Genomic DNA, 24,304 nt, shown 5'->3' on the forward strand with positions numbered 1-24,304 from the left:
GCCCGGGCGCACCGGGCCGGCTGGATCGTGCTGACCCAGGCCGGCGTGGTGCTGGCGGTGCTGGCGCTGCTGCTGATCCGCCCCGGCGACCTGCTCGGCTTCATCCCGATCGCCTTCGCCATCGCCATGCTGGTCTCGACCCAGGACATCGCCACCGACGGCTATGCCACCCTGGCGCTGCCGCCCGGGCGGCGGGCGGCGGGCAATGCGGTGCAGAGCGGTGCCGCGGCCGCCGGGGTGGTGCTGGGCGGCAGCCTCGGCCTCCTGCTGTACCACCAGCTCGGCTGGTCGGGGATGGTGCTGGGCATGGCCGGGCTGTGCCTGCTGCCGCTGGCGGCGGTGCCGGCAATGCGGGAGGATCCGGGCGCGGACGCTGCGGCACCGCGGCCCCGGCCGAGGGTGATGGCCTTCCTGCAGCGGCCGGAGGCGCGGCGCATCCTGTGGATCGCACTCCTGTTCCGGGCCAGCGAGGGGCTGGTGAAGCCGATGGAGGCGCCGTATCTGGTCGACGCCCGGGTCGGCCTCGACGCCATCGCCGCCCTCGCCGGCGCCTCGGCCGCCGTCGCCGGCGTGGCCGGGACGGTGCTGCTGGCCTGGCTGCTGCAGCGCCGCGGCCCGGCGGTCGCGCTCGGGCTGATCGGCACGCTCAGGGTGCTGGCCTGCCTGGTCTTCACGCTGCACGCTGCCGGGCTGCTGCCCGGGCTGCCGCTGCTGTTCGGCGCCGCGGCGCTGCAGACGCTGATCCGCTACACCGAGCTGGTGGTGCTGTTCAGCCTGTTCATGGCCGTGGCCTCCCCCGCCCAGCCCGGCACCGACTTCACCATCCTGGCCTGCGCCCAGTACGCCGCCTATCTGCTGGGGTCGGTGCTGTCCGGCACCCTGGCGGATCGCTTCGGCTACGCCTGGCTGTTCGGCCTGGGGACGGCCTTGTCCGTGGTCGTATTGGCCGGATCGCTGGCCCTGCTCGCCGGACGGGGCCGGGCGGAGCGCGCGTGAGCCGATCCGACATCTAGACTCGACGGGATGTCGAGCGTTTTCGCGTTGCCTCTCCCGCTTGGCGGGAGAGGTCGGGCTCGCGGAGCGAGACCGGGTGAGGGCCGGCCCGGGCCTCGACAAAGAACCCTCACCCGGAGCCGCTTCGCGTCTCCGACCTCTCCCGTAAACGGGAGAGGCAACAACTCTGTCGGCTACGGCTTCTTGACCGCGCCCGGCTGCGGCAGGGACAGGGTGGCGTCGGCGCCGCCAAGCAGCCCGGTCTTGAAGTAGACCGCCAGCTTCTCCCGGGTATCGGCGATGTCCATGTTGCGCATGGTCAGCTGCCCGATCCGGTCGGCCGGGGTGAAGGCGCCGGCGCCGCTTTCCATCGTCAGCCGCTCGGGATCGTAGGTCAGGTTCGGGCTGGTGGTGTCGAGCAGCGAATAGTCGTTGCCGCGGCGCAGCTCGACCGTCACCTCGCCGGTTACCGCGCGCGCGATCCAGCGATGGGCGGATTCGCGTAGCATCAGGGCCTGCGGGTCGAACCAGCGGCCCTGGTACAGCAGGCGGCCGAGGCGGCGGCCGTTGCTGCGGTACTGCTCGATCGTGTCCTCGTTGTGGATGCCGGTCACCAGCCGCTCATAGGCGATGTGCAGCAGCGCCATGCCCGGCGCCTCGTAGATGCCGCGGCTCTTCGCCTCGATGATGCGGTTCTCGATCTGGTCGCACATGCCGAGGCCGTGCCGGCCGCCGATCACGTTGGCCTCGGTGAACAGGGCCAGCGCATCGTCGAAGCTCTGCCCGTTCAGGGCGACCGGCCGGCCTTCCTCGAACCGCACCGACACCGTCTCGGCCTTCACCGCCACGTCGTCGCGCCAGAACGCCACGCCCATGATCGGCTTGACGATATTGATCCCGGTGCTCAGGAACTCCAGGTCCTTCGCCTCATGCGTGGCGCCCAGGATGTTGCTGTCGGTCGAGTAGGCTTTTTCGACGGAGGCTTTATACTCGAACCCCGCCGCGGCCATGTACTCGCTCATCTCCTTGCGGCCGCCGAGCTCGTCGATGAAGTGCTGGTCGAGCCACGGCTTGTAGACCTGCAGGTTCGGGTTGACGAGCAGGCCGTAGCGGTAGAACCGCTCGATGTCGTTGCCCTTGTAGGTGCTGCCGTCGCCCCAGATGTCCACGCCGTCCTCGCGCATCGCCTCGACCAGCAGGGTGCCGGTCACTGCGCGCCCCAGCGGCGTGGTGTTGAAATAGGTCGCGCCGGCCGTGCTGATGTGGAAGGCGCCGCACTGGATGGCGGCGATGCCTTCGGCGACCAGCTGCGACCGGCAGTCGATCAGCCGCGCCGTCTCGGCGCCATAGGCGAGGGCCTTGCGCGGAATGTCGTCGTAATCGCTCTCGTCGGGCTGGCCGAGATTGGCGGTGTAGGCGCAGGGACGCGCGCCCTTGGAGCGCATCCAATGCACCGCAGCGCTGGTGTCCAGACCGCCCGAGAATGCAATGCCGACGCGCTTGCCGACGGGAAGTTCATGGAGAATGTTCGCTACCACCGCTCGCTCCGGAATTCTGCCTGGGGCCTGCCTGGCCGCCGGCAAGCTATCCCGGTTGCCGGAGAATGTTAAGGGCTGCCTAGTGTTTCATGCTTCGGTGTCCGGCCCTAAGGTGGACAAATGCGATTCACATTCCTGCACGCGGCCGATCTGCACCTCGGCAGCCCGCTGACCGGCCTCGGCCTCAAGGACCCGGAGGTGGCCCGGCGCTTCGCCTCGGCGAGCCGCGAAGCCTTCTCCGATCTCGTCACCCGGGCGATCGAGGCGGAGGTCGCCTTCGTCGTCGTCGCCGGCGATGTCTATGACGGCGAGTGGCGCGATACGTCGATCGGCCTGTTCTTCAACCGCGAGGTGGCGCGGCTCGACCGGGCCGGCATTCCGCTGTTCCTGCTGAAGGGCAACCACGATGCCGAGAGCGTCGTGACCAAGACCATCTCGCTGCCCGCTTGCGTTTCGGAGTTCCCGACCGGCCGGGCCGGGACGTTCCGGATCGAGAATTTGAAGGTTGCCCTGCATGGTCGCGGCTTCCCCGACCGCGCCGTTCCCGAGAACTACGCGCTGGGCTACCCCGACCCGCTGCCCGGCTGGGTCAATATCGGCGTGCTGCACACCTCCTGCGACGGCCGGCCGGGCCATGCGGCCTACGCCCCCTGCACCGTCCAGGACCTGGCCTCGCGCGGCTACCAGTACTGGGCGCTGGGCCACGTCCACGAGTATGAGGAGCTGTCGCGCGATCCCTGGATCGTCTACCCGGGCAATCTGCAGGGCCGCAGCGTCCGGGAATGCGGCCCGAAGGGCGCCGTCCTGGTCGACGTCGCCGACGGCCACGTCGCCGGGACCAGGCGCCTCGCCCTCGACCGCGCCCGCTGGGCCATCGCCGCCATCGACCTGACCGGCATCGAGGACGAAGCCGGCGCCTTGCGGCGGATCGAGGACGCCATCGCGCCGGAGGCCGCGTCGGCGGCGGGGCGGCTGCTGGCCCTGCGGGTCAGGCTGACCGGAAGCACGCCGCTGCACCGCCGGTTGACGGCCGACCCGGAGCGGATGGCCGATGAGGTCCAGGCCGCCGCCAACCGGATCCACGAGGACATCTGGCTCGAACGCCTGCGCATCGAGACGGTGGATCCCCACCCCGCGGCCGACGACGCCCTGGCTTCGCTGGACCTCTCCGCTCTCCTCGGGGGCCTGGAGCAGGATCCGCAGTTCCAGGCGCGGGTGGCCGAGCTGGTCGCCACCATCACGGGCAAGCTGCCGGGCGGGATCGTGAGCGACGGACCGCCGCTCGCCTCCGATCTGGGCGCGCTGATGGACGAGGCGCGGGCAATGCTGGTCGCCCGCGCGACGGCCGGCGCGGCGCGCTGACCGATGCGCCTGCTGCGACTGGACCTCGACCGCTACGGCCCCTTCACCGGCCGGACGCTGAGCTTCCCGCCGGGGGCGAGGCTGCACGTCGTCCACGGGCCGAACGAGGCGGGCAAGAGCTGCGCCCTGGCCGCGGTCACCGACCTGCTGTTCGGCATCGAGCGGCTGACCCGCTACGACTTCCTGCACGAGGGCAAGGACCTGCGGATCGGTGCCGAGATCGTCGGCCGGGATGGCGGCCGCCTCACCTTCCGCCGCCGCAAGGGCAACAAGAACACGCTGCTGGGGCCTGACGACAGCCCGATCGCCGACGACGCCCTGCTGCCCTATCTCGGCGGCCTGACGCGCGACGTGTTCAGCCGCGCCTTCGGGCTCAACGCCGAGACCCTGCGCCGCGGTGCCGAGGACATGCTGCGCAGCGACGGCGAGGCCGGCGCCAGCCTGTTCGCCGCGGCCTCCGGCCTGCGGGGCTTGAGCGACCTGCGGCGGAGCCTGGAGGACGAGGCGAGCACCATCTTCGCCCCCCGCGCGTCGAAGGATCGCCGCTTCTACCAGGCGCTGGATCGCTTCGAAGACGCGCGCAAGGCGATCCGCGAACGCGAGCTGAGGGCCGGCGACTGGAAGGCGCTCAACGAGTCGATCGACAGCCTCGCCGCCCGCCTCGGCGACATCAGGGTGCAGCGTAACGAGATCGCCACGGCGCGATCGCAGCTGGCGCGGCTGAAACGCGTCGGCCCGCTGATGCGGCTGCTCGACGAGCATCTCGTCCGGCTCGACGCCTTCGCCGACCTGCCGCAGCTTGCTCGAGGCACCGCCGAAGCGCTGCGCGACAGCCTCGACGCCGTCACCCGGGCCGAGGAGGGGCTGCGGCGGGCGGAGGCGGACCTCGGCACGGCGCAGCAGGATCTCGACGGCATCGTCGTGGACGAGGCCTTGACCGCTGCCGCCGACCAGGTCGTGCAGATCTTCGGCGAGAGCGGCGGCTATGCCGCAAGCCGGCGCGACCTGCCCCGCATCCAGGCGGAGCTCGATGAGCTGGAGCAGACCCTGGCCGCGCTGGCCGGCCGTCTCGGCCAGGACCCCGGCTCGATCCAGACAGCCCAGCCGAGCGACGCGGCGCAAGCGCAGCTGCAGCGCCTGATCGCCGACGGCCGGAGCTTTGCGGAGACGCGGCGCGGGCAACGGGCCGCGATCGAGCGCGAGACGGCCACCCTCGCCGAGCTTGAGCGTCACCAGGCCGAACAGGGCGGCCTCAGCGATCCGCGGCCGCTGCAGCAGCGGCTCGCCGCGATCGAGCCGGTCCTGCAGCAGATCGACCGCCGGGCCGAGCTCGACCGGGAGATCCGGACCGAGCGCCGGAGCCTGACGGAGGCGGYGGCGCGGCTGCTGCCGCCGCTGACGGATCTCGATGCCGTCGCCTCCGCGCCTCGCCCGGGTGCGGAGGCCATCGGACGGCACCGCAGCATCCAGGACGACCTGGCCGCGCAGGAGCGGCGCGAGCGGGATCAGATCGCCGCGTCGGCAACCACGATCACCGCCATCGAAGCGAAGCTCGAAGCCCTTGCAACGAACCGGCCTGTGCCATCGGTGGAACGCATCGCCGCCCTCCGCCATGAGCGTGATCAGCTGTGGGAGCGGCTGCGCGGCACCCTGTTCGCTGAGCCCGGCGCTCTCCAGGGCGGCGCGCTCGCGGGCATGGTCGCCCGCTTCGAGCGCCTGGCGGCCGAGGCCGACCAGCTGGCGGACGAGGCGCGGGCTGACGCGGCGCGGGTCGGCGAGCATGCCGTCGAGACCAGAAACCTGCTCCTGGTCCGGCAGCAGGCCGCGGCAGCGCAGGATCGCCTGGCCACTCTGGAGATGCGCCGGCGCGAAGCGGCGGACGAATGGCGGGGCCTGTGGACCGGCCTCGCGGTCACGCCCGGCACCCCGGCCGAGATGACCGTGTGGGTGGCGGCGGTGGAGACCTTGCTGCAGCGCCGCGACGCCGTCGAGGCACAGCAGGACAAGGTGGCCGTGATCGATCGGATGGTGGGCGACGTGGTCCCCACCCTGCAGGCGATTGCCGCGGCATCCGGCCTGCCTGCTCTCGACCCGCTGGAGCCGGGCCTGGTAGCGGCCCGCCTGCGCCAGCATCTCGAGGCGCTGGCGAATGGCTGGGACAAGGCGCGGGGCTTGGCGACGCGCATCGACGACGGCCGGCGCCGCATCGAAGCGCTGCGCGCTGCCGAGGTCGAAACGGCCGCCGACCTGGGGGCTTGGACCGCGCTCTGGGCCGAGTCGGCACCGGGCATCGGCCAGGCCTCGTCGACGTCGATCGACGGGGCGGAGGCGGCGCTGGCGGTCTGGCGCGAAGTGCCCGCAACCCTTCGCGAGCTCGACAATCGTGCCCGGCGCGTTGCCGGCCTGCGCCGCGATATCGCGGAGTTCGAACGGCGCGCCGACGACCTGATCGCCCGCCTGGCGCCCGATCTCGCCACCCTGCCGGCGGATGCCGCGGTCACCGTCCTGCACGAGCGCGTCACGGCGGCGAGAGCCGCGGCCAGCCGGCGCGCTGCCGCGATCGAGCATCTGGACCGGGCGGATCGCGCCTGCGCCGATGCCCGACGCATCCTGGCCGAAGCGGAGCGGAGCCGGGACGAGCTCGCCTCCGGCCTGCCGCCGGGTCTCGACCTCGGTGTCGTGCTTGCCCGATGGACGGAACGGGACAGCCAGGTCACCGCGATTGCCGAGCAGCGGAGGCAGTTGGTCCTGCAATCGGATGGGCTGGACGAAGCCTCGCTGCGGGTCGCCCTGGCCGAGTTCGATGCCGATACGGCCGAGGCGCGTCTGCAGGATCTCGCCCAGGCGGACGAGGCCCTGGACCATGCCGCCCAGGAAACCTTCGCCGAGCAGGACCGGGCGCTGCGCCGCCGTGTCGAGCTGGAGATGGGTGTGGGTGCCGAGATCGCGGCGCAGCAGCGGCGGAATGCGGAAGCCGAATTGGCCGAGGCGGCCCGCAACTGGGCGGTGCGCAAGATCGGGGCGATGATGATCGGCGCCGCCGTCGAGCGCCATCGGGCCAGCCAGGAGGATCCGCTCCTGGCCCGGGCCGGAGCGCTGTTCGCAATGCTGACCGGCGACAGCTATGACGGCGTGGTCCAGGAGTATGACGACAGCGACACGCCGCGCTTGGTCGGTCGCCGGCCAGACGGCCGGACCGTTCCGATCCAGGGCATGAGCGAAGGCACCCGGGACCAGCTGTATCTGGCGCTGCGCCTGGCCTACCTCGATGCCTACGCCAACCGGGCGGAGCCGGCACCGTTCGTCGTCGACGACATCTTCGCCAGCTTCGACGAGGCGCGAACGGCGCATGGCCTGAAGGCGTTGGCGACGATTTCCGACAGGGTGCAGATGGTGGTGTTCACGCATCACCAGCATGTGGTGGACGCGGCCGCGCGGGAGCTTGGGGACCAGCTGGCCGTCGTTTCGCTCGGCTGATCGCTTCCCTCTCGCCGGTCCTCGAACACCCCCGCGAACTCGTCCCACCGAGGGTTGACGGCGGCAGCGATCCACGCCACCATGAAATTCTGTTCAGTTAGTGTAAAAAATTACACACCGGGCAATGGGGCTGGAGACGGGATGGATGAGCAGGTCAGCCTGGCCACGCGTGCCGCGTGGCTGTCCTATGTGCGCCGCCTGACCCAGGGCGAGATCGCCGACCGCCTCGGCGTGTCGCGGGTCAAGGTGCACCGGCTGATCTCGCTGGCCGAGGAGTTGGGGCTGGTCAGCGTCCACATTGCCGGCCGCCCGGCCGAATGCCTGAAGCTGGAGGACGGGCTGATCGACCGGTACGGCCTCGGCTTCTGCCGCGTCGTCCCGGCGATCGACGAGGAGGACCAGCCCTTCGAGGCGCTCGGCGCCGAGGGCGCGGCATATCTCTCCCGTTATCTCGAGACCGATGGCGACAAGGTGATCGGCGTCAGCCACGGCCGCACCCTGGCCGCGCTGGTCAACCGGCTGCCGCGGGTGGCGGCGCCCGAGGCCAAGTTCGTGTCGCTGCTGGGCAGCCTGACCCGGAAATCCTCCGCCAACCCGTTCGACGTGGTGCAGCGCCTGGCCGACAAGACCGGCGGCGAGGGCTATTTCATGCCCGTGCCGATGGCCGCCGACAGCCTGGGCGACAAGGCGGTGATGCTGTCGCAGAAGAGCGTCCAGGCGGTGCTGGCCCTGGCCCATCGGGCGACGTTGTGCCTGGTCGGCATCGGCGAGCTGGGGCCGCAGGCGCATATGCTGCAGACCGGCGTGCTGACCCGCGAGGAATATGACGACCTGCGGGCCAAGGGCGCGGTCGGCGACCTGGTCGGCCAGTTCCTCGACGCCGAGGGCCGGCGCGTCGCCTCCGAGGTCAACGATCGGGCACTGAGCGTCGGGCTGGACGACCTGAAGGGCCGCCGCGTCGTCGCCATCGCCGGCGGCGCGATCAAGGCCGACGCCATCAACGCGGCGCTGGCGAGCGGCATGGTGACCGACCTGATCATCGACGAATCCGCGGCGGTGGCCATGGCCGCGCGCCGGGGTGCCCGGCCGCCGTCGCGGCGGCAGGGCCTGCGCGAGACCAGCTGATAAACAATGTCTGGGAGGACACACCGATGAAGCGCACCACCGACATCTTCGACCGCCATCTCGCCGGAGGGCTGTCGCGCCGGGAGTTGATGACCGGCGCCGCCAAGCTGGGCCTCGGCGGTGCCGCGGCCGGGTTCATGCTGAACCAGGCTGGCACCCGGGCGTTGGCCGCGACCGGCCCCGACTTCAAGAAATTCTCCGGCAAGAAGATCAGCCTGCTCCTGAACAAGCATCCTTACACGGATGCGATGATCGCCAACCTCGACAACTTCAAGGCCATGACCGGCCTGGACGTCAGCTACGACGTGTTCCCGGAGGACGTCTATTTCGACAAGGTCACCGCCACCCTGTCGAGCAAGTCGCCGCAATACGACGTGTTCATGACCGGCGCCTACCAGACCTGGCAGTACGGCCCGGCCGGCTGGCTGGCCGACATGAACCAGTACATCAAGAACCCGGAGCTGACGGCCGCGGCCTACAATTGGGACGACGTGCTGCCGGGCCTGCGCGCCTCCACCGCCTGGTCGGGCGTGCCGGGCCAGCCCCTGGGCGGCGACGGCGCCAAGCAATGGGCCGTGCCCTGGGGCTTCGAGCTGAACAGCGTCGCCTACAACAAGCGGATCTTCGATGCCGCCGGCATGAAGCCGCCGAAGGACCTGCCCGAGATGGTCGACCAGGCGGGCAAGCTGAGCGCGCTGAACCAGGGCTTCTACGGCGTCGGCGTGCGCGGCAGCCGCAGCTGGGCGACGATCCATCCGGGCTACCTGTCGGGCCTGACCAACTATGGCGGCAAGGATTTCGACACCACCGGCGGCAAGCTGAAGGCGGCGATGAACAGCGCCGAGTCCAAGGAGTTCACCAAGCTCTGGATCGAGATGATCCAGAAGGGCGGGCCGAAGAACTGGACCACCTACACCTGGTACGAGGTCGGCAACGACCTGGGCGCCGGCGCCTCGGCGATGATCTTCGACGCCGACATCCTGGGCTATTTCCAGAACAAGGGCACCAAGGAGGCTGGCAATATCGCCTACCATCCGTTCAGCGCCAAGCCGGGCGCCGCGGCGCCGACGCCCAATGTCTGGATCTGGTCGCTGGCGATGAGCGCCTTCTCGCAGCAGCCCGATGCCGGCTGGTACTTCGTGCAATGGGCCAGCGGCACCGAGCACACCACCTTCGGAGCCACCAAGGCCGACCTGGTCAATCCGGTGCGCCAGTCGGTCTGGGACAATGCTGACTTCCACAAGCGGCTGGAAAGCTATCCGGGCTATCTCGACCAGTACAAGGCCTCGGCTGCCGGGTCGAAGATCTACTTCACGCCGCAGCCGCTGTTCTTCAACCTGACCACGGAATGGGCGGCCAGCCTGCAGAAGATGTACGCCAAGGAGATCCCGGTCGATGAGGGACTGGACCAGCTGGCTGAGTTCATCGACACGCAGCTGAAGGATGCCGGCCTGGCCGACTGACGCCGTCCCGCGCGGACCGGCCTTCGCCCCGCTGGTCCGCACGGCAGCCCCGCCCCCGCCGTCTCTCTCCCCCGGCGGGGGCGGGGCTCAGTGACCGACTTCGAAACAGGACCCTGACCGTGGCAACCATCACCGCCGACACAGCGCCCCGAACGCGCCGCCGCGCCGGCCCCGGCCTGCTGCCTTACCTGCTGAGCCTGCCGGCGCTGCTGGTGACGATCGGGATCCTGATCCCCTTCGCCACCGCCGTGTACTACTCGCTGCAGCGCTACAACCTGGCCTTCCCGGCCGGGCGAAGGATGATCTGGCTCGACAATTTCGTGGCCCTGTTCTCGGACGGGCGGTTCTGGGGCACGATCCAGGCGTCGCTGACCTACACATTGCTGACCGTCGGGGTGCAGCTGCTGCTCGGCCTCGGCATCGCCCTGCTGCTGGTGCGGCGCTCGCTGATCAACAATGTAATGAGCGTGCTGCTGATCCTGCCGCTGATGGTGGCGCCGGCGATCGCCAGCCTGATGTGGAAGCTGATGACCAACCCGAATTTCGGGATCCTCAGCTATTTCGTGACCAGCCTCGGCTTCACCGATTTCCGCTGGGCGTCGGACCCGGCCTCGGCGATGTTCACCGTGGTGCTGGTCGACACCTGGGTCTACACGCCCTTCATCGCCATCCTGCTGCTGGCCGGCCTGCGCGCCCTGCCCCGCCAGCCCTTCGAGGCGGCGGAGCTGGACGGCGTGCCGAAGAGCTTCGTGTTCTTCCGCATCACCCTGCCGATGCTGCTGCCCTATATCCTGACCGCCAGCCTGTTCCGGATGCTGGACAGCATCCAGCAATTCGACATCGTCTACGCCATGACCCAGGGCGGCCCGGGCGACCGGTTGATGCTGTTCCAGATCCGCGCCTATCTCGAGGCCTTCACCTTCACCAATATCGGCCGGTCGGCCGCGATCCTGATCGTGCTGTGGGCGATCACCTTCGCGCTCAGCAACGTCTTCATCAAGCAGTGGCTCCGCCTGCGCGCCCGCGCGCATGGCCGGGCCTGACGGGCCGCCAGATGCACACCTCGCTCATCGCCATCTGCCGCCGATTTTTCATCCTCCCCCTCCCCTTGCGGGAGGGGGTAGGGGGAGGGGTTTGGCGCCGCCGGAACCGATCTCGAAGGATCGTCGAGATCCGGCAACAATCCAGGATGATCCTCCGCCGGCTCTCTTCATCGACACCCCCTCCCCCCACCCCCTCCCGCGGGGGGAGGGGGAGAGTGGAAAGGGCTGGAATTGCCCTTGATCATCGACGTCTGGATCCCGCGAGTCTGACAGGAGGCAAGCCATGAACCATGCGAGTGGCATTGGCGGCCGGATCCTCCGCGGCGTGCTGCTGGCCCTGGTGGCGCTGTTCTTCCTGTTCCCGTTGGTCTGGGTGGCGCTGATGTCGTTCATGACCAACGCCGACATCCTGCGCAACCCGCCCAGCATCATCTTCAGCCCGACGCTGGAGAACTATGCCGCGCTGATCGCCGGCGAGCTGTCGACCAATGTCGGCGCGCTGAAGATCGACTATATGCAGAACCTGCTGAACAGCCTGATCCTCAGCACCGGCTCGGTGCTGCTGTCGCTGCTGCTCGGCGTGCCGGCGGCCTATGCCTTCGCCCGATTCAAGTTCCGGCTGGGCGAGAACATGGCCTTCACCATGCTGTCCTTCCGCTTCGCCCCACCGCTGCTGGTGCTGCTGCCGCTGCAGCTGTATTTCCAGGATCTCGGCCTCAGCGACACCTATATCGGGCTGATCTGGGTGTACCAGCTGATCACCCTGCCGCTGATCCTGTGGATCGTGCGCGGCTATTTCGAGGACATCAGCGAGGATATCGAGAACGCCTACCGCCTGGACGGCCATTCCTGGCTGCGCACTTTCCTGAAGATCGCGGTGCCGCTGGCCCGGCCCGGCATCGCCGCCGCCGCCCTGCTGGCCTTCATCTTCGCCTGGAACAACTTCATCTTCGCGCTGATCCTGGGGTCCAGCTCGATCCAGCCGGTCACGGTCGGCGCGCTGGCCTTCATCACCGCGTCCGGCATCAATTACGGGCAGATCGCGGCGGCGCTGGTGCTGTCGATCCTGCCGACCCTGGCCCTCGCCCTCTATGCCCAGCGCTATCTGGTCGAGGGCTTGAGCCTCGGCGCCGTGAAGGGGTGACGACCATGGCCTTCCTCGACATCGCCGGACTCGGCAAGAGCTTCGGCAAGTCGCAGATCCTCGACGGCCTCGACCTCTCGGTCGAGAAGGGCGAGTTCGTGGTGGTGTTCGGCCCGTCCGGCGCCGGCAAGACCGTGCTGCTGCGCCTGATCGCGGGCATCCTGCAGCCGGAGGCGGGCGACATCCGCATCGGCGGAACCTCGATCCTCGGCCAGGGGCCGGAGGCGCGGGACGTCGGCATGGCGTTCCAGAACTTCGCCCTCTATCCGCACCTGCCGGCCTTCGAGAACATCGCCAGCCCGCTCAGGGCGCGGCGGACCGGCGAGGCGGAGATCCGCAAGCGGGTGCGGGAGGTGGCGGAGCTACTGCGCATCGGCCATGTGCTGGACCATCTGCCGAAGCAGCTGTCGAACGGGCAGAAGCAGCGCACCGCTTTGGCCCGCAGCCTGGTGTGCTCGCCCTCCGTCCTGCTGCTCGACGACCCGCTGCGCAATGTCGATGCCAAGATCCGCTACGAGATGCGGCAGGAGCTGCCGCGCCTGCTGCGCGCGGTCGGCGCCACCGTCCTCTACGTCACCCAGGACTACAAGGAGGCGATGGCGCTGGGCGACCGGGTCGGCGTGCTGCTGGACGGCCGCTTCCGCCAGGTCGACACCCCGGCCGGCATCTATGGCAGGCCGCAGGACACGCGGATCGCCCGGCTGTTCGGCGACCCGCCGATCAACCTGATCGAGACCGCGGCCCAGGACGGCCGCATCAGCATCGCCGGCACCGCCTTTCCGGCGCCGGCCGCGGTGCCCGCCGGCAAGCCCTGCCTGGTCGGGCTGCGGCCGGAGGATGTCGAGGTCCGGTTCGAGCCGGCCGAGGATGCGGTGCCGGTCGACCTGGAGGCGGTGACGCCCTTGAACGTCCGCACCGTGATGCTGCTGCGCGCCGCCGACGGCACCGAGATCCTGGCCAGCCGGCCGGAGGACCAGGGCGACGACCTGGGCCGCGGCCGGCGCCGTGCCTGGGCCCGGCCGGACCTGGCCCGCGCGCTGTGTTTCGACCGCGAGACCGGCGCCCGCCTGCCGGCCGCGACGGCCTGAGGAGTACCGATGGCAACCCTGACGCTCGACGCCGTCTCCAAGATCTACGGGCCGCGGCTGTCCCATCCGATCCGCGCGGTCGATGCCGTGTCGCTGGCGCTGCGCGACGGCGAGCTGGTCGGCCTGCTCGGCTCCTCCGGCTGCGGCAAGACCTCGACCCTGCGCATGATCGCCGGGTTCGAGAGCGTGTCGGAGGGCACCATCCGGATCGGCGACCGAGTGATCAACGATCTGCGCCCGGCCGAGCGCAACGTCGCCATGGCGTTCGAGGGCTATGCCCTCTACCCGCCGCTGACGGTGCGCGACAATATCGGCTTCAGCCTGCTGCGCGACCGCATCCCGAAGGCGGAGGTGCAGCAGCGCGTGGCCCATGTAGCGGCGCTGCTGGAGATCGGCGACATCCTGGACCGCTATCCGCAGGCGATCTCCGGTGGCCAGCAGCAGCGGGTCAGCCTGGCCCGGGCCCTGGTGCGGCGGGCGCAACTGTCTTTGCTCGACGAGCCGATGTCGCAGCTGGAGCCGCAGCTGCGCGCCGTGCTACGGGCGCGCATCAAGGACTATCTGATCGAGCACAGGATGACGACGGTCTTCGTGACCCATGACCAGACCGAGGCGCTGGCCCTGGCCGACCGCATCGCGGTGATGGAGGGCGGCCAGCTGCAGCAATTCGCCTCGCCCATCGAGCTGAAGAAGCGCCCGGCCAACCTGTTCGTCGCCGGCTTCATCGGCGAGCCGCCGATGAACCTGTTCCCGGCCCGGGTGGTGCGGGAGAATGGCGGCCTGGCGGTCGAGGTGCAGCGCGAGGCCGGCGAGGCCGCCTTCCGCCTGCCGCATGCCGGGCGCGGCCTGGCCGAAGCTGGCCGCGTCCATCTCGGCATCCGCGGCCATGAGATCCGGGTCGGCGCCGCCCGGCCCGGCGAGACGGCGCTGCAGGGCACGGTGGTTGCCAATCAGTGGCTGGGCGACCAGAGCCATATCGCGCTCGACGTCAACGGCGTGCGGCTGACCATCGTCACCGACCGCGCGCTCGAGGCTGCGGCCGACACCCGGCTGGCGCTGGCCCTGCCGGAAACGGCGCTGCACCTGTTCGACAGCGACAGCGGCCTGGCGATCGCCCATGGCGGCCGGCCGGCGGTGGCGGCCGCGGCATGACCAGGGATGTCCTGATCGGCCTCGATTCCGGCACATCGGTGGTCAAGGCCGTGGCCTTTGACCTGGACGGTGCGCCGGTCGAGCATGCGGCGCGGCCGAACACGACCATCCCGGTCGACGGCAGCGGCATGGAGCAGGAATTCGGCCGCAGCTGGGACGACGCCGCGCTGGTGCTGCGTGAGCTGGCGGCCAAGCTGGAGGCGCGCGGCCTGCGCGTCGCCGGCATCGCCGTCACCGGCCAGGGCGACGGCACCTGGCTGATCGACCGCGACGGTGAACCGGTCGGCCGCGCCATGCTGTGGCATGACGGCCGGTCGGGCCCGATCGTCGCCGAGCTGCACAGGAGCGGCACGGCCAAGGCAGTGCAGCGCTTCACCGGCACGATGCTGAACATGTCGAACCAGTCCGGCCAGCTGCTGTGGCTGAAGCGGCACCGGCCGGAGGCGCTGGCCCGGGCCGCCACCGCCTTCCACTGCAAGGATTGGCTGTATTTCCGGATGACCGGCGAGCGAGCGACCGATGTCTCCGAGGGCACCTTCACCTTCGGCGACTATCGCACGCGGGAGTACGCGCCGGAGGTGCTGGAGCTGTTCGGCCTGCAGGACGAGGCCCGGTTGCTGCCGCCGATGGTCGATGGCGTGCGCCGGAATTCGGCGTTGACGCCCCAGGCCGCGATCGCGACCGGCCTGCCCGCCGGCACGCCGGTGGTGCTGGCCCCGGTCGACCTGCTGTGCGGCGCACTCGGCTCCGGCCTCTACGACCCGGAGGGCCGCGCTGGCTTCACCGTGCTGGGCTCGACCGGAGCGCATATGAGGCTGGTGTTCGGGGCCGACCGGGTGACCTTGGGCGAGGAGGTCGGCTACACCATGCCCTTCGTCGCCCCCGGCAGCTATGTCTCCATGGTCTCGAACATGGCGGCGACGCTGAACATCGACTGGCTGTGCGGCGTGGTCGAGGAGGTGGCGGAGGCCGCCGGGGCGACGCTGCCGAAACGGTCCGACCTGATCCGCCTGCTCGACGCCAAGGCCGCGGCCGCCAAGCCGGGACGGCTGCTGTACCACCCCTTCATCGCCGAGGCGGGGGAGCGCGGGCCCTTCGTCGACAGCGCCGCCCGCGCCTCGGTCATCGGCCTGTCCGGCACCGCCGGCGCCGGCGACCTGATGCGCGCGATCTATGAGAGCCTCGGCTTCGCCAGCCGCGACTGCTACGAGGCGGTCGGCGGCACGCCGGCGGAGATCCGCCTGGCCGGCGGCGCCGCCCGCAGCAGCACCATGCGCGGCATCCTGGCCGCCGCCACCAACGCGCCGGTGCGGCTTGTGAAGCGCGAGGAGGTCGGCGCCGCCGGGGCGGCCATGGTGGCGGCGCTGAGCTTGGGCATCCTGCCTGACATCGACGCCGCCTGCGCCCGCTGGGTGACGCCACTGCTGGCCGAGCCCGAGGCGCCCGACCCGGCGCTGGTCGCGCAATACGACCGCCTGTTCCCGCAGTACCGCGCCAGCTACCGGGCGCTGCGCCCCATCTGGCATGCCCTGGAAGACCTGAGGACCGAAGGATGACCGGACGTCGAGTTGCCGTGATCGGCGACCGTTTCATGCTGCCCAGCCTGTTCGTGGAGGCGCTGGAGAAAATTCCGGCCGCCCTCGACATCCGCACGCTGGAGCAGCCCTGGCCGGACGAGCCGATGGTGCATGGCTATGCCGGCACCGGGCTGGACGGGCTGAAAGAGTTCATGGGCGACCCGGCCGAGATCGTCGGGTTCATCGGCGATGCCGAGATCCTGGTCACCCATCTGGCGCCGATCTCGGCCGGGATGCTGGAGCAACTGCCGGACCTCAAGCTGATCGGGGTCAGCCGCGGCGGGCCGGTCAATATCGACATGAAGGCGGCCAAGGCGCGCGGCGTGAAGGTGGTCAACGCCCCCGGCCGCAACGCCAGCGCGGTGGCCGAGTTCACCATCGGCGCCATCCTGGCCGAGACCCGGCTGATCACCCGCGGCCACACCGCGCTGTCGCAAGGCAACTGGCGCGGCGACCTGTACCGCGCCGACCTGACCGGCCGCGAGCTGTCGGAGATGACGGTCGGCGTGATCGGCTACGGCCATGTCGGCACCAAAGTGGTGCGCCTGCTGAAGGCCTTCGGCTGCCGCATCCTGGTGACCGACCCCTATGTCCAGCTCGACCCCGCCGACAGCGCCGACGGGGTGCAGCAGGTGGCGTTGGAGACGCTGCTGGCCGAAAGCGACGTGGTGACGCTGCATCCGCGCGTAACCGCCGAGACCACCGGCATGATCGGCGCCGAAGCGTTCGCCGCGATGAAGGACGGGGCGATCTTCGTCAACACTGCGCGCGGCCCGCTGGTCGACTACGACGCGCTGTACGACGCGCTGGTCAGCGGCAAGCTGCGCGGCGCGATGCTGGAGACCTTCGCGGTCGAGCCACCGCCGGAGGACTGGCCGCTCCTGAAGCTGCCCAATGTCACCCTGACCCCGCACATCGCCGGCGCCTCGGTGAAGACCGTCACCTATGCCGCGGGCCAGATTGCCGAGGATGTCCGGCGCTATCTGGCCGGCGAACCCCTGCTCCGCCTCTGCTGACCCTTAGGAACCCGACCATGACCGCTGAACTCGAGCTGCGCACCAGAATCGTCGACGCCTGCCGGCAGATGAATGCCAACGGGCTGAACCAGGGCACCTCCGGCAACATCAGCGCGCGCTGGGGCGACGGCATCCTGGTGACCCCGACCGGCGTGCCCTATGACGAGATGACGCCGGACGACATCGTCGCCATGAAGATGGACGGCAGCTGGGAGCATGGCGACCACCGCCCCTCCTCGGAATGGCGCTTCCACCTCGACATCCACCGCAGCAAGCCGGAGGTGAACGCCATCGTCCATTGCCACCCGATGTATTCGACCATCCTGGCGATCCGGCACCAGGAGATCCCGGCGCTGCACTACATGATCGCCTGCGGCGGCGGCAATTCGATCCCCTGCGCGCCCTATGCCACCTACGGCACGCCGGAGCTGTCGGAGCATGCGATCGCGGCGCTGCAGGGCCGCACCGCCTGCCTGCTGGCGAACCACGGTCTGATCGCCACCGGCTCGGCGCTGGCCAAGGCGATGTGGCTGGCGGTCGAGGTCGAGACCCTGGCCAAGCAGTATGTCTACACGCTGATGCTGGGCGGCCCGAAATGCTTGGCCGACGACGAGATCGACCGGGTGATCGAGAAGTTCAAGGATTACGGCCCGCGACCGAAGCAGGCGGCCTGAGCGACAATGGCGGGAGCGGAGCAGAGGACGGAGAACGGAGCCGTCGTCGACCTGCTGGTGGTCGGCGGCGGCGTCAACGGCGCCGGCATCGCCCGCGACGCGGTGGGTCGCGGCCTGTCGGTGCTGCTGTGCGAGAAGGGCGACCTGGCCGAAGGCACGTCGAGCCGCAGCGGCAAGCTGGTGCATGGCGGCCTGCGCTATCTCGAATACTACGAGTTCCGGCTGGTGCGCGAGGCGCTGATCGAGCGCGAGGTGCTGCTGGCCGCGGCGCCGCACATCATCTGGCCGATGCGCTTCGTGCTGCCGCACGACAGCTTCCTGCGCCCGGCCTGGCTGCTGCGGATGGGCCTGTTCCTCTACGACCATCTCGGCGGCCGCAAGCGGCTGCCGGCCAGCCGCGGCGTGGACCTGCACCGCGCCCCGGAGGGCAAGCCGCTGCAGGACCGCTTCCGCCGCGGCTTCGAATATTCCGACTGCTGGGTCGACGACGCCCGGCTGGTGGTGCTGAACGCGATCGGCGCGGCCGAGCGCGGCGCGGAGATCCTGACCCGCACCGAATGCGTGTCGTTGCGGCGCCGCGACGGGCTGTGGCACGCGGTGCTGCGCCCGGCCGGCGGCGGAGCGGCGCGTCAGGTCGTCGTCCGCGCCGTGGCCAACGCCGCCGGCCCCTGGGTCGACAAGGTGCTGACCGGCGCCGCCGGCCTCAAATCCGGCAAGAAGATCCGGCTGGTGCGCGGCAGCCACATCGTGGTGCGGAAGTTCTATGACGGGCCGCAGGCCTATCTGGTGCAGAACACCGACAAGCGGGTGATCTTCATCAACCCCTATGAGAACGGCTACCTGCTGATCGGCACCACCGACATCCCGCAGACCGGCGACCCCGACCGGGTGGCGGTCGACCCGGCGGAGGTCGAGTATCTCTGCGGCGTGCTGAACCGGGCGTTCCAGCGCCAGATCGGGCCGCAGGATGTGGTGCACTCCTTCGCCGGGGTGCGGCCGCTGTTCGACGACGATGCCGCCAACCCCTCGGCCGTGACCCGCGACTATGTCTTCGACGTCGACGACGTGGGCGGCCGGGCGCCGATCCTGTCGGTGTTCGGCGGCAAGATCACCACCTTCCGCAAGCTGGCCGAGCACGCGCTGGACCGGCTGCGCCCGTTCTTCCCGGCGATGGGCCCGGCCTGGACGGCGTCGACGCCGCTGCCCGGCGGCGACATGCCCGGTGCCGATTTCGAGCGCTGGCTGGCGGAGTTCCGACGCCGAAACCCCTGGCTGCCGGAGGACCTGGCGCTGCATTACGGCCGGCTCTACGGCACCCGGGCCGATGCGCTGCTGGGCGGCGCGCGGTCGCTCGCCGATCTCGGCCGGCATTTCGGCGCCTTGCTGTATGAGCGCGAGGTGGCCTGGCTCCGCGCCCAGGAATGGGCCGAGGGCTCCGAGGACATCCTGTGGCGCCGCACCAAGCACGGACTGCACCTCTCGCCCGGCGAGACCGCCGCCTTCACCGAATGGCTGGAGGCCGCGTCGGCCCCGACCGTTCAGGCGATGGGACGATGATGAGTCAGTTGCAGCAAGAGCCACCGCCTTGCCTCTCCCGCGTGGCGGGAGAGGTCGGAAATCCCTTGGGATTTCCGGGTGAGGGTTGGCCCGGGCCTCGACAAAGAGCCCTCACCCGGGGCCGCTTCGCGTCTCCGACATCTCCCGCAAGCGGGAGAGGCAACGCAAAACTCTATATGCCGGTTCGGGAGCCCCACCCATGACCCTCGACCCAGCCACCGATCCCGACCTCCGCGCCCTGCGCACCCTTTCCGCCAGGCTCGGCCGCGACCCCGAGCGGGTGCAGGCGGCGGGCGGCAACACCTCGCTGAAGCGCGGCGGCACGATGTGGATCAAGGCCTCCGGCACCTGGCTGGCCCGAGCCGAGGACGAGGAGATCCTGGTGCCGGTGCGGCTGGACCCGCTGCTGCAGGCGATGCGCGACGGCGACCCCGCCGCCGAGACCGCCCGCGACTTCGTGGTGGCCGAGCACAATCCGCGCGGACTGCGGCCGTCGATCGAGACCACGGTGCATGCCGTCTTCCCCTTCACCGTGGTGCTGCACGTCCATTGCGTCTCGACCATCGCACTCGCCATCCGCACCGATGCCGAGGCGCGGCTGGCTGAGCGGCTGGACGGGCTGCCCGGCGTCGACTGGGCCTTCGTGCCCTACTGCAAGCCGGGCCTGACCCTGTCGCAGGCCATCGCCGCCCGGCTCAAGCCCGGCACCAATGTCGTGGTGCTGGGCAATCACGGGCTGGTGGTGGCAGCCGACGGCGTCGCCGCGGCGGGCGCGCTGCTGGACCGGGTCTGCGCCGCCCTCGCTGTGCCTCGCCGCTCCTCCCCCGCCGCGCAACCGGATGCCCTGGCCGGGTTCGTCCGCGGCACGCCCTACCGGCTGCCGCAGGATCCGGTGGCGCATGACGCCGCGACCGAGCCGGACAGCCTGGCCCTGGCCACGGCCGGCGCCTTCTACCCGGACCATGTGATCTTCCTCGGTGCCGCCCTGGCCACGGCCCGGACGCCGGCCGAGCTGACGGCGCTGGGCGAAGGGCCGCGCGCCCCGGCGATCGTCGGCGTGCCGGGCCATGGCGTGGTGCTGCATCAGGGCGTGCTGCGCGGGGCGGACGAGATGGCGCGCTGCCTGGCCGATGTCTCCGGGCGGGTGCCGGCCGGCACTTCGGTACGGGCCTTCACCCAGCCCCAGATCGATGAGCTGACGCAATGGGACGCCGAGCAGTACCGGCAGTCGCTGAGCCGACGGGAGGGGTGAGCATGACGGCGCGCGCGATCGGCATCGATGTCGGCACCTCCGGCGTGCGGGCGGTGGCGGTGGATTCCGACGGCCGCCCGGTCGGCCGCGGTGCGATGGCGACTGACGGCCCGGGGCTGGACCCGCGCGATCCGGAGATGTGGTGGCTGGCCACTGTGGCGGCGCTGCGCCGGCTGGCGGCGGAGGCCGACTTGTCCCAGGTCGGCGCCGTCTCGGTCGACGGCACCTCCGGCACCGTGCTGGTGACCGATGCGGCCGGGCGCCCGGTCGGGACGGCGCTGATGTACAACGACCCCTGCCCGGACGAGGCGGTGGTCGCCCGGATCGACGCCGTGGCCCCGCCCGGCAGCGCCGCCCGCGGCCGCAGCTCGGCCCTCGCCCGCGCCCTGGTGCTGCTGCGCCGGCCGGGCGCGGTGCGGATGCTGCACCAGGCCGACTGGATCGTCGGCCGTCTGTCCGGCCGCTTCGACGTCACCGACGAGAACAACGCGCTGAAGACCGGCTACGACCCGGTGGCGCGGCGCTGGCCGGAGTGGATCTTTGATCTCGGCGTCGATCCCGCTGCCCTGCCCCGCGCGGTGGCGCCGGGCACGCCGACGGGCAAGGTGGATGCGGAGGCCGTCACCCTCGGCCTGCCGGCCGACGCGCTGGTCATCGCCGGCACCACCGACGGCTGCGCCTCCTTCCTCGCCACCGGGGCGGATGCGGTGGGCGACGCGGTCACGGCGCTGGGGTCGACCCTGGTGATCAAGTTATTGTCCGACCGACCGGTCGATTCTCCGCAGCACGGCGTCTACAGCCATCGCATGGGCGACCGCTGGCTGGTCGGCGGCGCCTCCAACAGCGGCGGGGCGGTGATCGCCCAGCTATTCGGCCGCGACCGGCTGCCGGCGCTGACCGCCGCGCTGCAGCCGGACCGGCCGACCGGCCTGTCCTATTACCCGCTACTGCGGCCGGGCGAACGCTTCCCGGTGGCCGATCCCACGCTGGCGCCGGTGCTGGAGCCGCGGCCGGGGGACGAGGGCCTGTTCTTCCAGGGCGTGCTGGAGGGCATCGCCGGGATCGAAAGTCGGGCCTATCGCCTGCTGGCCGATCTCGGCGCGCCGGCCGTGACCTCGCTGCGCAGCGTCGGCGGCGGCGCCGCCAATGCCGGCTGGACCGAGATCCGGCGCCGGCAGCTCGGGGTGCCCTTCCTGCCGGCCTTGTCCGAGGACGCGGCAGAGGGTACAGCCCGGCTGGCCCTGGCGGGACTCGGAGGACGGTAGATGCCGGAGATCGAACGGGTGGACGGGATCGGCGGCCTGGTCGACCGCTTCGGCACCTTCTTCATCGACCAATATGGCGTGCTGCATGACGGCCGCCACCCCTACCCCGGCGCGATCGAGGCGCTGCGCCGGCTGAAGGATGCCGGCCGGCACATCGTGCTGCTGTCCAATTCCGGCCGGTCCGCCGCCTACAATGCGCGGCGGATGGAGACGCTGGGCTTCGCCCGCGACAGCTACGACCATTTCGTCACCTCCGGCGACGTCGCCCTGGCGCTGCTGCAGAGCGGTGCCCTGCCGGTGGCGCCCGGCAGCGGCGCCCGTTGCCTGGTCATCTCCAGCGGTGAGGACCGCGGCTTCGCCGAGACGCTGGGCTTCGTCGAGGTCGAGACCGGCGACGCCGCCGACCTGGTGCTGATCGCCGGCAGCCGGGGGCACCTCGTTCCCCTGGAGCACTACAGCGCGCTCCTCGCTCCGGCCGCGGCGCGCGGCGTGCCGGCGCTGTGCACCAACCCGGACAAGATCATGCTGACCCCGCTGGGGCCTGCCTTCGGCGCCGGCCGCATCGCCGAGATGTATGAAGGGCTCGGCGGCAGCGTCACCTGGGTCGGCAAGCCGCATCCGCTGATGTACCGCCACGCCGCCGCGACCACCGGGGTGGAGCGGCCCGGCGACGTGGTCTGTGTCGGCGACAGCGTCGAGCACGATGTCGCCGGCGCCCGTGGCTTCGGCGCGGCCGCGGCGCTGGTGCGCACCGGCATCCATGCCGGCATGGAAGATGATGAGATGGCGCGGGAATTCGCCACTGTCGGCTGCACCCCGGACTTCCTGCTGCCTTCGTTCCGCTGGTAGGCCGGCCGCGCAGGGCTGCCGGAACAATTCCCATCTTGTTTCGTGTCTGGAATGACTCTATTCCCAGAGTCGGACCGAGACAGTACTCTCACCTATCATGTCGGATGAACGCACCCTCAGCGACCTGATCGGGCGGGCCTATGATGCCGCGGTCGGGGACGAGGATTGGACCAGCCTGGTTGCGGCGATGGCGCAGGCCGTCGGCGGCACCTCCGCCGTGCTCCGCTGGCTCGCTCGGCCGGCGGAGACGGCGGTCACGGTCAATCTGGACCTTGCCGCCCACCAAGCCTACGACGCCTACTATCACACCATCGACCCGGTCTGGCCGAAGCTGTTCGAGCTGCCGCCGGGCACCGCCGTCGACGATTGCGCCCTGGTGCCGGAGCCGGCGCTGGAGCGGACCGAAATCTACAACGACCTGTACCGCCAGAACCACCTCTGGTTCTGCCTGTCCTGGTACACGGTTGATGTCACGGCGCAGCCAGTCTGCCTGGCGATCTACCGGCCCCGCCGGCAGCCGACCTACACGGCCGAGGAGTTGCGGATGCTGCGGGCCGTCGTCCCGCATCTCGACCGGGCCGTACAGATCGAGGGGCGCATCGCGGCCGCCGCGGACCGGCGCAAGGCCGTCCCGCTGCCGCAGGCCGGCCCCGATCTCAGCGGACGCGAGCGCGACTGCCTGGCACGGATCGCCCAGGGCGCGTCGAGCAAGAGCATCGCCCGCCAGCTGGCGCTGTCGGTCCACACCGTCAACGAATACATCGCCTCGGCGATGCGCAAGCTGCAGGCCTCCAACCGCTCCGAGGCTGTGGCCACCGCCATCGCCCTCGGCCTGCTGGTTCCCTGAGCGACGCCCGCATCCATGGGGTGACATCCGCCGCCGGACGTCGCACCCTGCCCCCTTCCGCACGAAGCACGACCCGCCATCGGGGCGGGAGGAGACGGACCATGGATCTGGGACTGACCGGCCGCAAGGCCCTGGTGTGCGCCGCCAGCAAGGGCCTCGGCAAGGGCTGCGCCCTGGCGCTGGCGCGCGAGGGCGTCGATCTCGTCATCACCGCCCGCGGCGCCGAGGTGCTGGAGGCGACGGCCGAGGAGATCCGCCGCGCCACCGGCGCCACGGTGACGACGCTCGCCGGCGACATCACCACCGAAGCGGGCCGCGAGGCCGCGCTGGCCGCCTGCCCCGAGCCGGACATCCTGGTCAACAATGCCGGCGGCCCGCCGCCCGGCGACTTCCGCGACTGGGACCGCGACGCCTGGATCAAGGCAGTCGACGCCAACATGCTGACCCCGATCTTCCTGACCAGGGCGGTGGTCGACGGCATGGCGGCGCGCGGTTTCGGCCGCATCGTCAACATCACCTCGAGCGCGGTGAAGGCGCCCATCGCGGAGCTGGGCCTGTCGAACGGCGCCCGGTCCGGCCTGACCGGCTTCATCGCCGGGGTCGCCCGGCAGATGGCGGGCAAGGGCGTCACCATCAATGGCCTGCTGCCCGGATCCTTCGACACCGACCGGCTGCGCGGCGGCATCAATGCGGCGGCGCAGCGCTCCGGCCAGGACGCCGAGGCGGTGGCCGACCGGCGCCGCGCCGCGATCCCGGCCGGCCGCTTCGGCCAGCCGGACGAGTTCGGCGCGACCTGCGCCTTCCTGTGCAGCGTCCACGCCGGCTACATCACCGGGCAGAACATCCTGATCGACGGCGGCGCCTTCCCCGGCACGTTCTGAT

General features: G+C 70.7%; 19 protein-coding genes. 18 read left to right on the top strand and 1 reads right to left on the bottom strand.

What is annotated here, in order from left to right; all coding sequences use genetic code 11:
* On the top strand, positions 1-996 hold a 996-nt coding region (locus tag AB4Z01_RS22670), incomplete at its 5' end, for an MFS transporter (protein WP_441697825.1).
* Positions 997-1,187: 191 nt separating this feature from the next.
* On the opposite strand, the gene argG is transcribed toward AB4Z01_RS22670, so the two are convergent.
* Positions 1,188-2,531, bottom strand: a complete 1,344-nt coding sequence (argG, locus tag AB4Z01_RS22675; RefSeq protein WP_441697827.1) for an argininosuccinate synthase — start codon at positions 2,529-2,531, stop codon at positions 1,188-1,190.
* A gap of 120 nt (positions 2,532-2,651) precedes the next feature.
* Between argG and AB4Z01_RS22680 the strand changes: the two genes are divergently transcribed.
* From AB4Z01_RS22680 to AB4Z01_RS22760, 17 genes are all read left to right on the top strand, one after another.
* Positions 2,652-3,893: a metallophosphoesterase family protein gene (locus tag AB4Z01_RS22680; protein ID WP_441697829.1), complete on the top strand. Its 1,242-nt coding sequence runs from the start codon at positions 2,652-2,654 to the stop codon at positions 3,891-3,893.
* Between the two features lie 3 nt (positions 3,894-3,896).
* Complete coding sequence (locus tag AB4Z01_RS22685; RefSeq protein ID WP_441697830.1) at positions 3,897-7,370, top strand: AAA family ATPase; 3,474 nt, start codon at positions 3,897-3,899, stop codon at positions 7,368-7,370.
* A 141-nt stretch (positions 7,371-7,511) separates the two neighbouring features.
* Positions 7,512-8,495 (top strand): sugar-binding transcriptional regulator, encoded by a 984-nt coding sequence (locus AB4Z01_RS22690; RefSeq protein ID WP_441697832.1) that lies wholly within the window; start codon positions 7,512-7,514, stop codon positions 8,493-8,495.
* 26 nt (positions 8,496-8,521) lie between these two features.
* Positions 8,522-9,958 (top strand): extracellular solute-binding protein, encoded by a 1,437-nt coding sequence (locus AB4Z01_RS22695; protein ID WP_441697834.1) that lies wholly within the window; start codon positions 8,522-8,524, stop codon positions 9,956-9,958.
* Positions 9,959-10,077: 119 nt separating this feature from the next.
* Positions 10,078-11,001: a carbohydrate ABC transporter permease gene (locus tag AB4Z01_RS22700; protein WP_441697836.1), complete on the top strand. Its 924-nt coding sequence runs from the start codon at positions 10,078-10,080 to the stop codon at positions 10,999-11,001.
* A gap of 283 nt (positions 11,002-11,284) precedes the next feature.
* Positions 11,285-12,145 carry a carbohydrate ABC transporter permease gene (locus tag AB4Z01_RS22705; RefSeq protein WP_441697838.1) on the top strand — a complete coding sequence of 287 codons (861 nt, stop codon included), beginning with the start codon at positions 11,285-11,287 and terminating at the stop codon, positions 12,143-12,145.
* A gap of 5 nt (positions 12,146-12,150) precedes the next feature.
* Positions 12,151-13,233 carry an ABC transporter ATP-binding protein gene (locus AB4Z01_RS22710; protein WP_441697840.1) on the top strand — a complete coding sequence of 361 codons (1,083 nt, stop codon included), beginning with the start codon at positions 12,151-12,153 and terminating at the stop codon, positions 13,231-13,233.
* A gap of 9 nt (positions 13,234-13,242) precedes the next feature.
* A complete protein-coding gene (locus AB4Z01_RS22715) occupies positions 13,243-14,385 on the top strand; it encodes an ABC transporter ATP-binding protein (protein WP_441697842.1) in 1,143 nt (380 codons plus the stop codon).
* The gene (locus tag AB4Z01_RS22720; protein ID WP_441697843.1) at positions 14,382-15,941 is read left to right on the top strand and encodes an FGGY-family carbohydrate kinase; all 1,560 of its coding nucleotides are present in this window, start codon (positions 14,382-14,384) and stop codon (positions 15,939-15,941) included. The genes AB4Z01_RS22715 and AB4Z01_RS22720 overlap by 4 nt, the downstream gene beginning before the upstream one ends.
* A complete protein-coding gene (locus AB4Z01_RS22725; RefSeq protein ID WP_441697845.1) occupies positions 15,938-16,978 on the top strand; it encodes a 2-hydroxyacid dehydrogenase in 1,041 nt (346 codons plus the stop codon). Before AB4Z01_RS22720 ends, AB4Z01_RS22725 begins: the two co-directional genes overlap by 4 nt.
* Before the next feature lie 17 nt (positions 16,979-16,995).
* A complete protein-coding gene (locus AB4Z01_RS22730; RefSeq protein ID WP_441697847.1) occupies positions 16,996-17,652 on the top strand; it encodes a class II aldolase/adducin family protein in 657 nt (218 codons plus the stop codon).
* Positions 17,653-17,658: 6 nt separating this feature from the next.
* Positions 17,659-19,209 (top strand): glycerol-3-phosphate dehydrogenase, encoded by a 1,551-nt coding sequence (locus tag AB4Z01_RS22735; RefSeq protein ID WP_441697849.1) that lies wholly within the window; start codon positions 17,659-17,661, stop codon positions 19,207-19,209.
* Positions 19,210-19,408: 199 nt separating this feature from the next.
* Positions 19,409-20,461: a class II aldolase/adducin family protein gene (locus AB4Z01_RS22740; RefSeq protein WP_441697851.1), complete on the top strand. Its 1,053-nt coding sequence runs from the start codon at positions 19,409-19,411 to the stop codon at positions 20,459-20,461.
* A 2-nt stretch (positions 20,462-20,463) separates the two neighbouring features.
* Positions 20,464-21,726 (top strand): FGGY-family carbohydrate kinase, encoded by a 1,263-nt coding sequence (locus tag AB4Z01_RS22745; protein ID WP_441697853.1) that lies wholly within the window; start codon positions 20,464-20,466, stop codon positions 21,724-21,726.
* Positions 21,727-22,575, top strand: a complete 849-nt coding sequence (locus AB4Z01_RS22750; RefSeq protein WP_441697855.1) for a TIGR01459 family HAD-type hydrolase — start codon at positions 21,727-21,729, stop codon at positions 22,573-22,575.
* Positions 22,576-22,672: 97 nt separating this feature from the next.
* The gene (locus AB4Z01_RS22755; RefSeq protein ID WP_441697857.1) at positions 22,673-23,422 is read left to right on the top strand and encodes a helix-turn-helix domain-containing protein; all 750 of its coding nucleotides are present in this window, start codon (positions 22,673-22,675) and stop codon (positions 23,420-23,422) included.
* 101 nt (positions 23,423-23,523) lie between these two features.
* Complete coding sequence (locus AB4Z01_RS22760; protein WP_441697859.1) at positions 23,524-24,303, top strand: SDR family oxidoreductase; 780 nt, start codon at positions 23,524-23,526, stop codon at positions 24,301-24,303.
* Position 24,304 lies beyond the last annotated feature (1 nt).

It is taken from the genome of Inquilinus sp. YAF38 (genome assembly GCF_052113205.1).
GTDB lineage: Bacteria > Pseudomonadota > Alphaproteobacteria > DSM-16000 > Inquilinaceae > Inquilinus.

Bases quoted from the DNA above. Each gene is read 5' to 3' on its own strand.
- AB4Z01_RS22690 (WP_441697832.1), top strand. From the start codon at position 7,512: ATGGATGAGCAGGTCAGCCTGGCCACGCGTGCCGCGTGGCTGTCCTAT.
- AB4Z01_RS22725 (WP_441697845.1), top strand. From the start codon at position 15,938: ATGACCGGACGTCGAGTTGCCGTGATCGGCGACCGTTTCATGCTGCCC.
- AB4Z01_RS22680 (WP_441697829.1), top strand. From the start codon at position 2,652: ATGCGATTCACATTCCTGCACGCGGCCGATCTGCACCTCGGCAGCCCG.
- AB4Z01_RS22705 (WP_441697838.1), top strand. From the start codon at position 11,285: ATGAACCATGCGAGTGGCATTGGCGGCCGGATCCTCCGCGGCGTGCTG.
- AB4Z01_RS22710 (WP_441697840.1), top strand. From the start codon at position 12,151: ATGGCCTTCCTCGACATCGCCGGACTCGGCAAGAGCTTCGGCAAGTCG.
- AB4Z01_RS22695 (WP_441697834.1), top strand. From the start codon at position 8,522: ATGAAGCGCACCACCGACATCTTCGACCGCCATCTCGCCGGAGGGCTG.
- AB4Z01_RS22740 (WP_441697851.1), top strand. From the start codon at position 19,409: ATGACCCTCGACCCAGCCACCGATCCCGACCTCCGCGCCCTGCGCACC.
- AB4Z01_RS22730 (WP_441697847.1), top strand. From the start codon at position 16,996: ATGACCGCTGAACTCGAGCTGCGCACCAGAATCGTCGACGCCTGCCGG.
- AB4Z01_RS22750 (WP_441697855.1), top strand. From the start codon at position 21,727: ATGCCGGAGATCGAACGGGTGGACGGGATCGGCGGCCTGGTCGACCGC.
- AB4Z01_RS22755 (WP_441697857.1), top strand. From the start codon at position 22,673: ATGTCGGATGAACGCACCCTCAGCGACCTGATCGGGCGGGCCTATGAT.
- AB4Z01_RS22760 (WP_441697859.1), top strand. From the start codon at position 23,524: ATGGATCTGGGACTGACCGGCCGCAAGGCCCTGGTGTGCGCCGCCAGC.
- AB4Z01_RS22715 (WP_441697842.1), top strand. From the start codon at position 13,243: ATGGCAACCCTGACGCTCGACGCCGTCTCCAAGATCTACGGGCCGCGG.
- AB4Z01_RS22745 (WP_441697853.1), top strand. From the start codon at position 20,464: ATGACGGCGCGCGCGATCGGCATCGATGTCGGCACCTCCGGCGTGCGG.
- AB4Z01_RS22720 (WP_441697843.1), top strand. From the start codon at position 14,382: ATGACCAGGGATGTCCTGATCGGCCTCGATTCCGGCACATCGGTGGTC.
- AB4Z01_RS22735 (WP_441697849.1), top strand. From the start codon at position 17,659: ATGGCGGGAGCGGAGCAGAGGACGGAGAACGGAGCCGTCGTCGACCTG.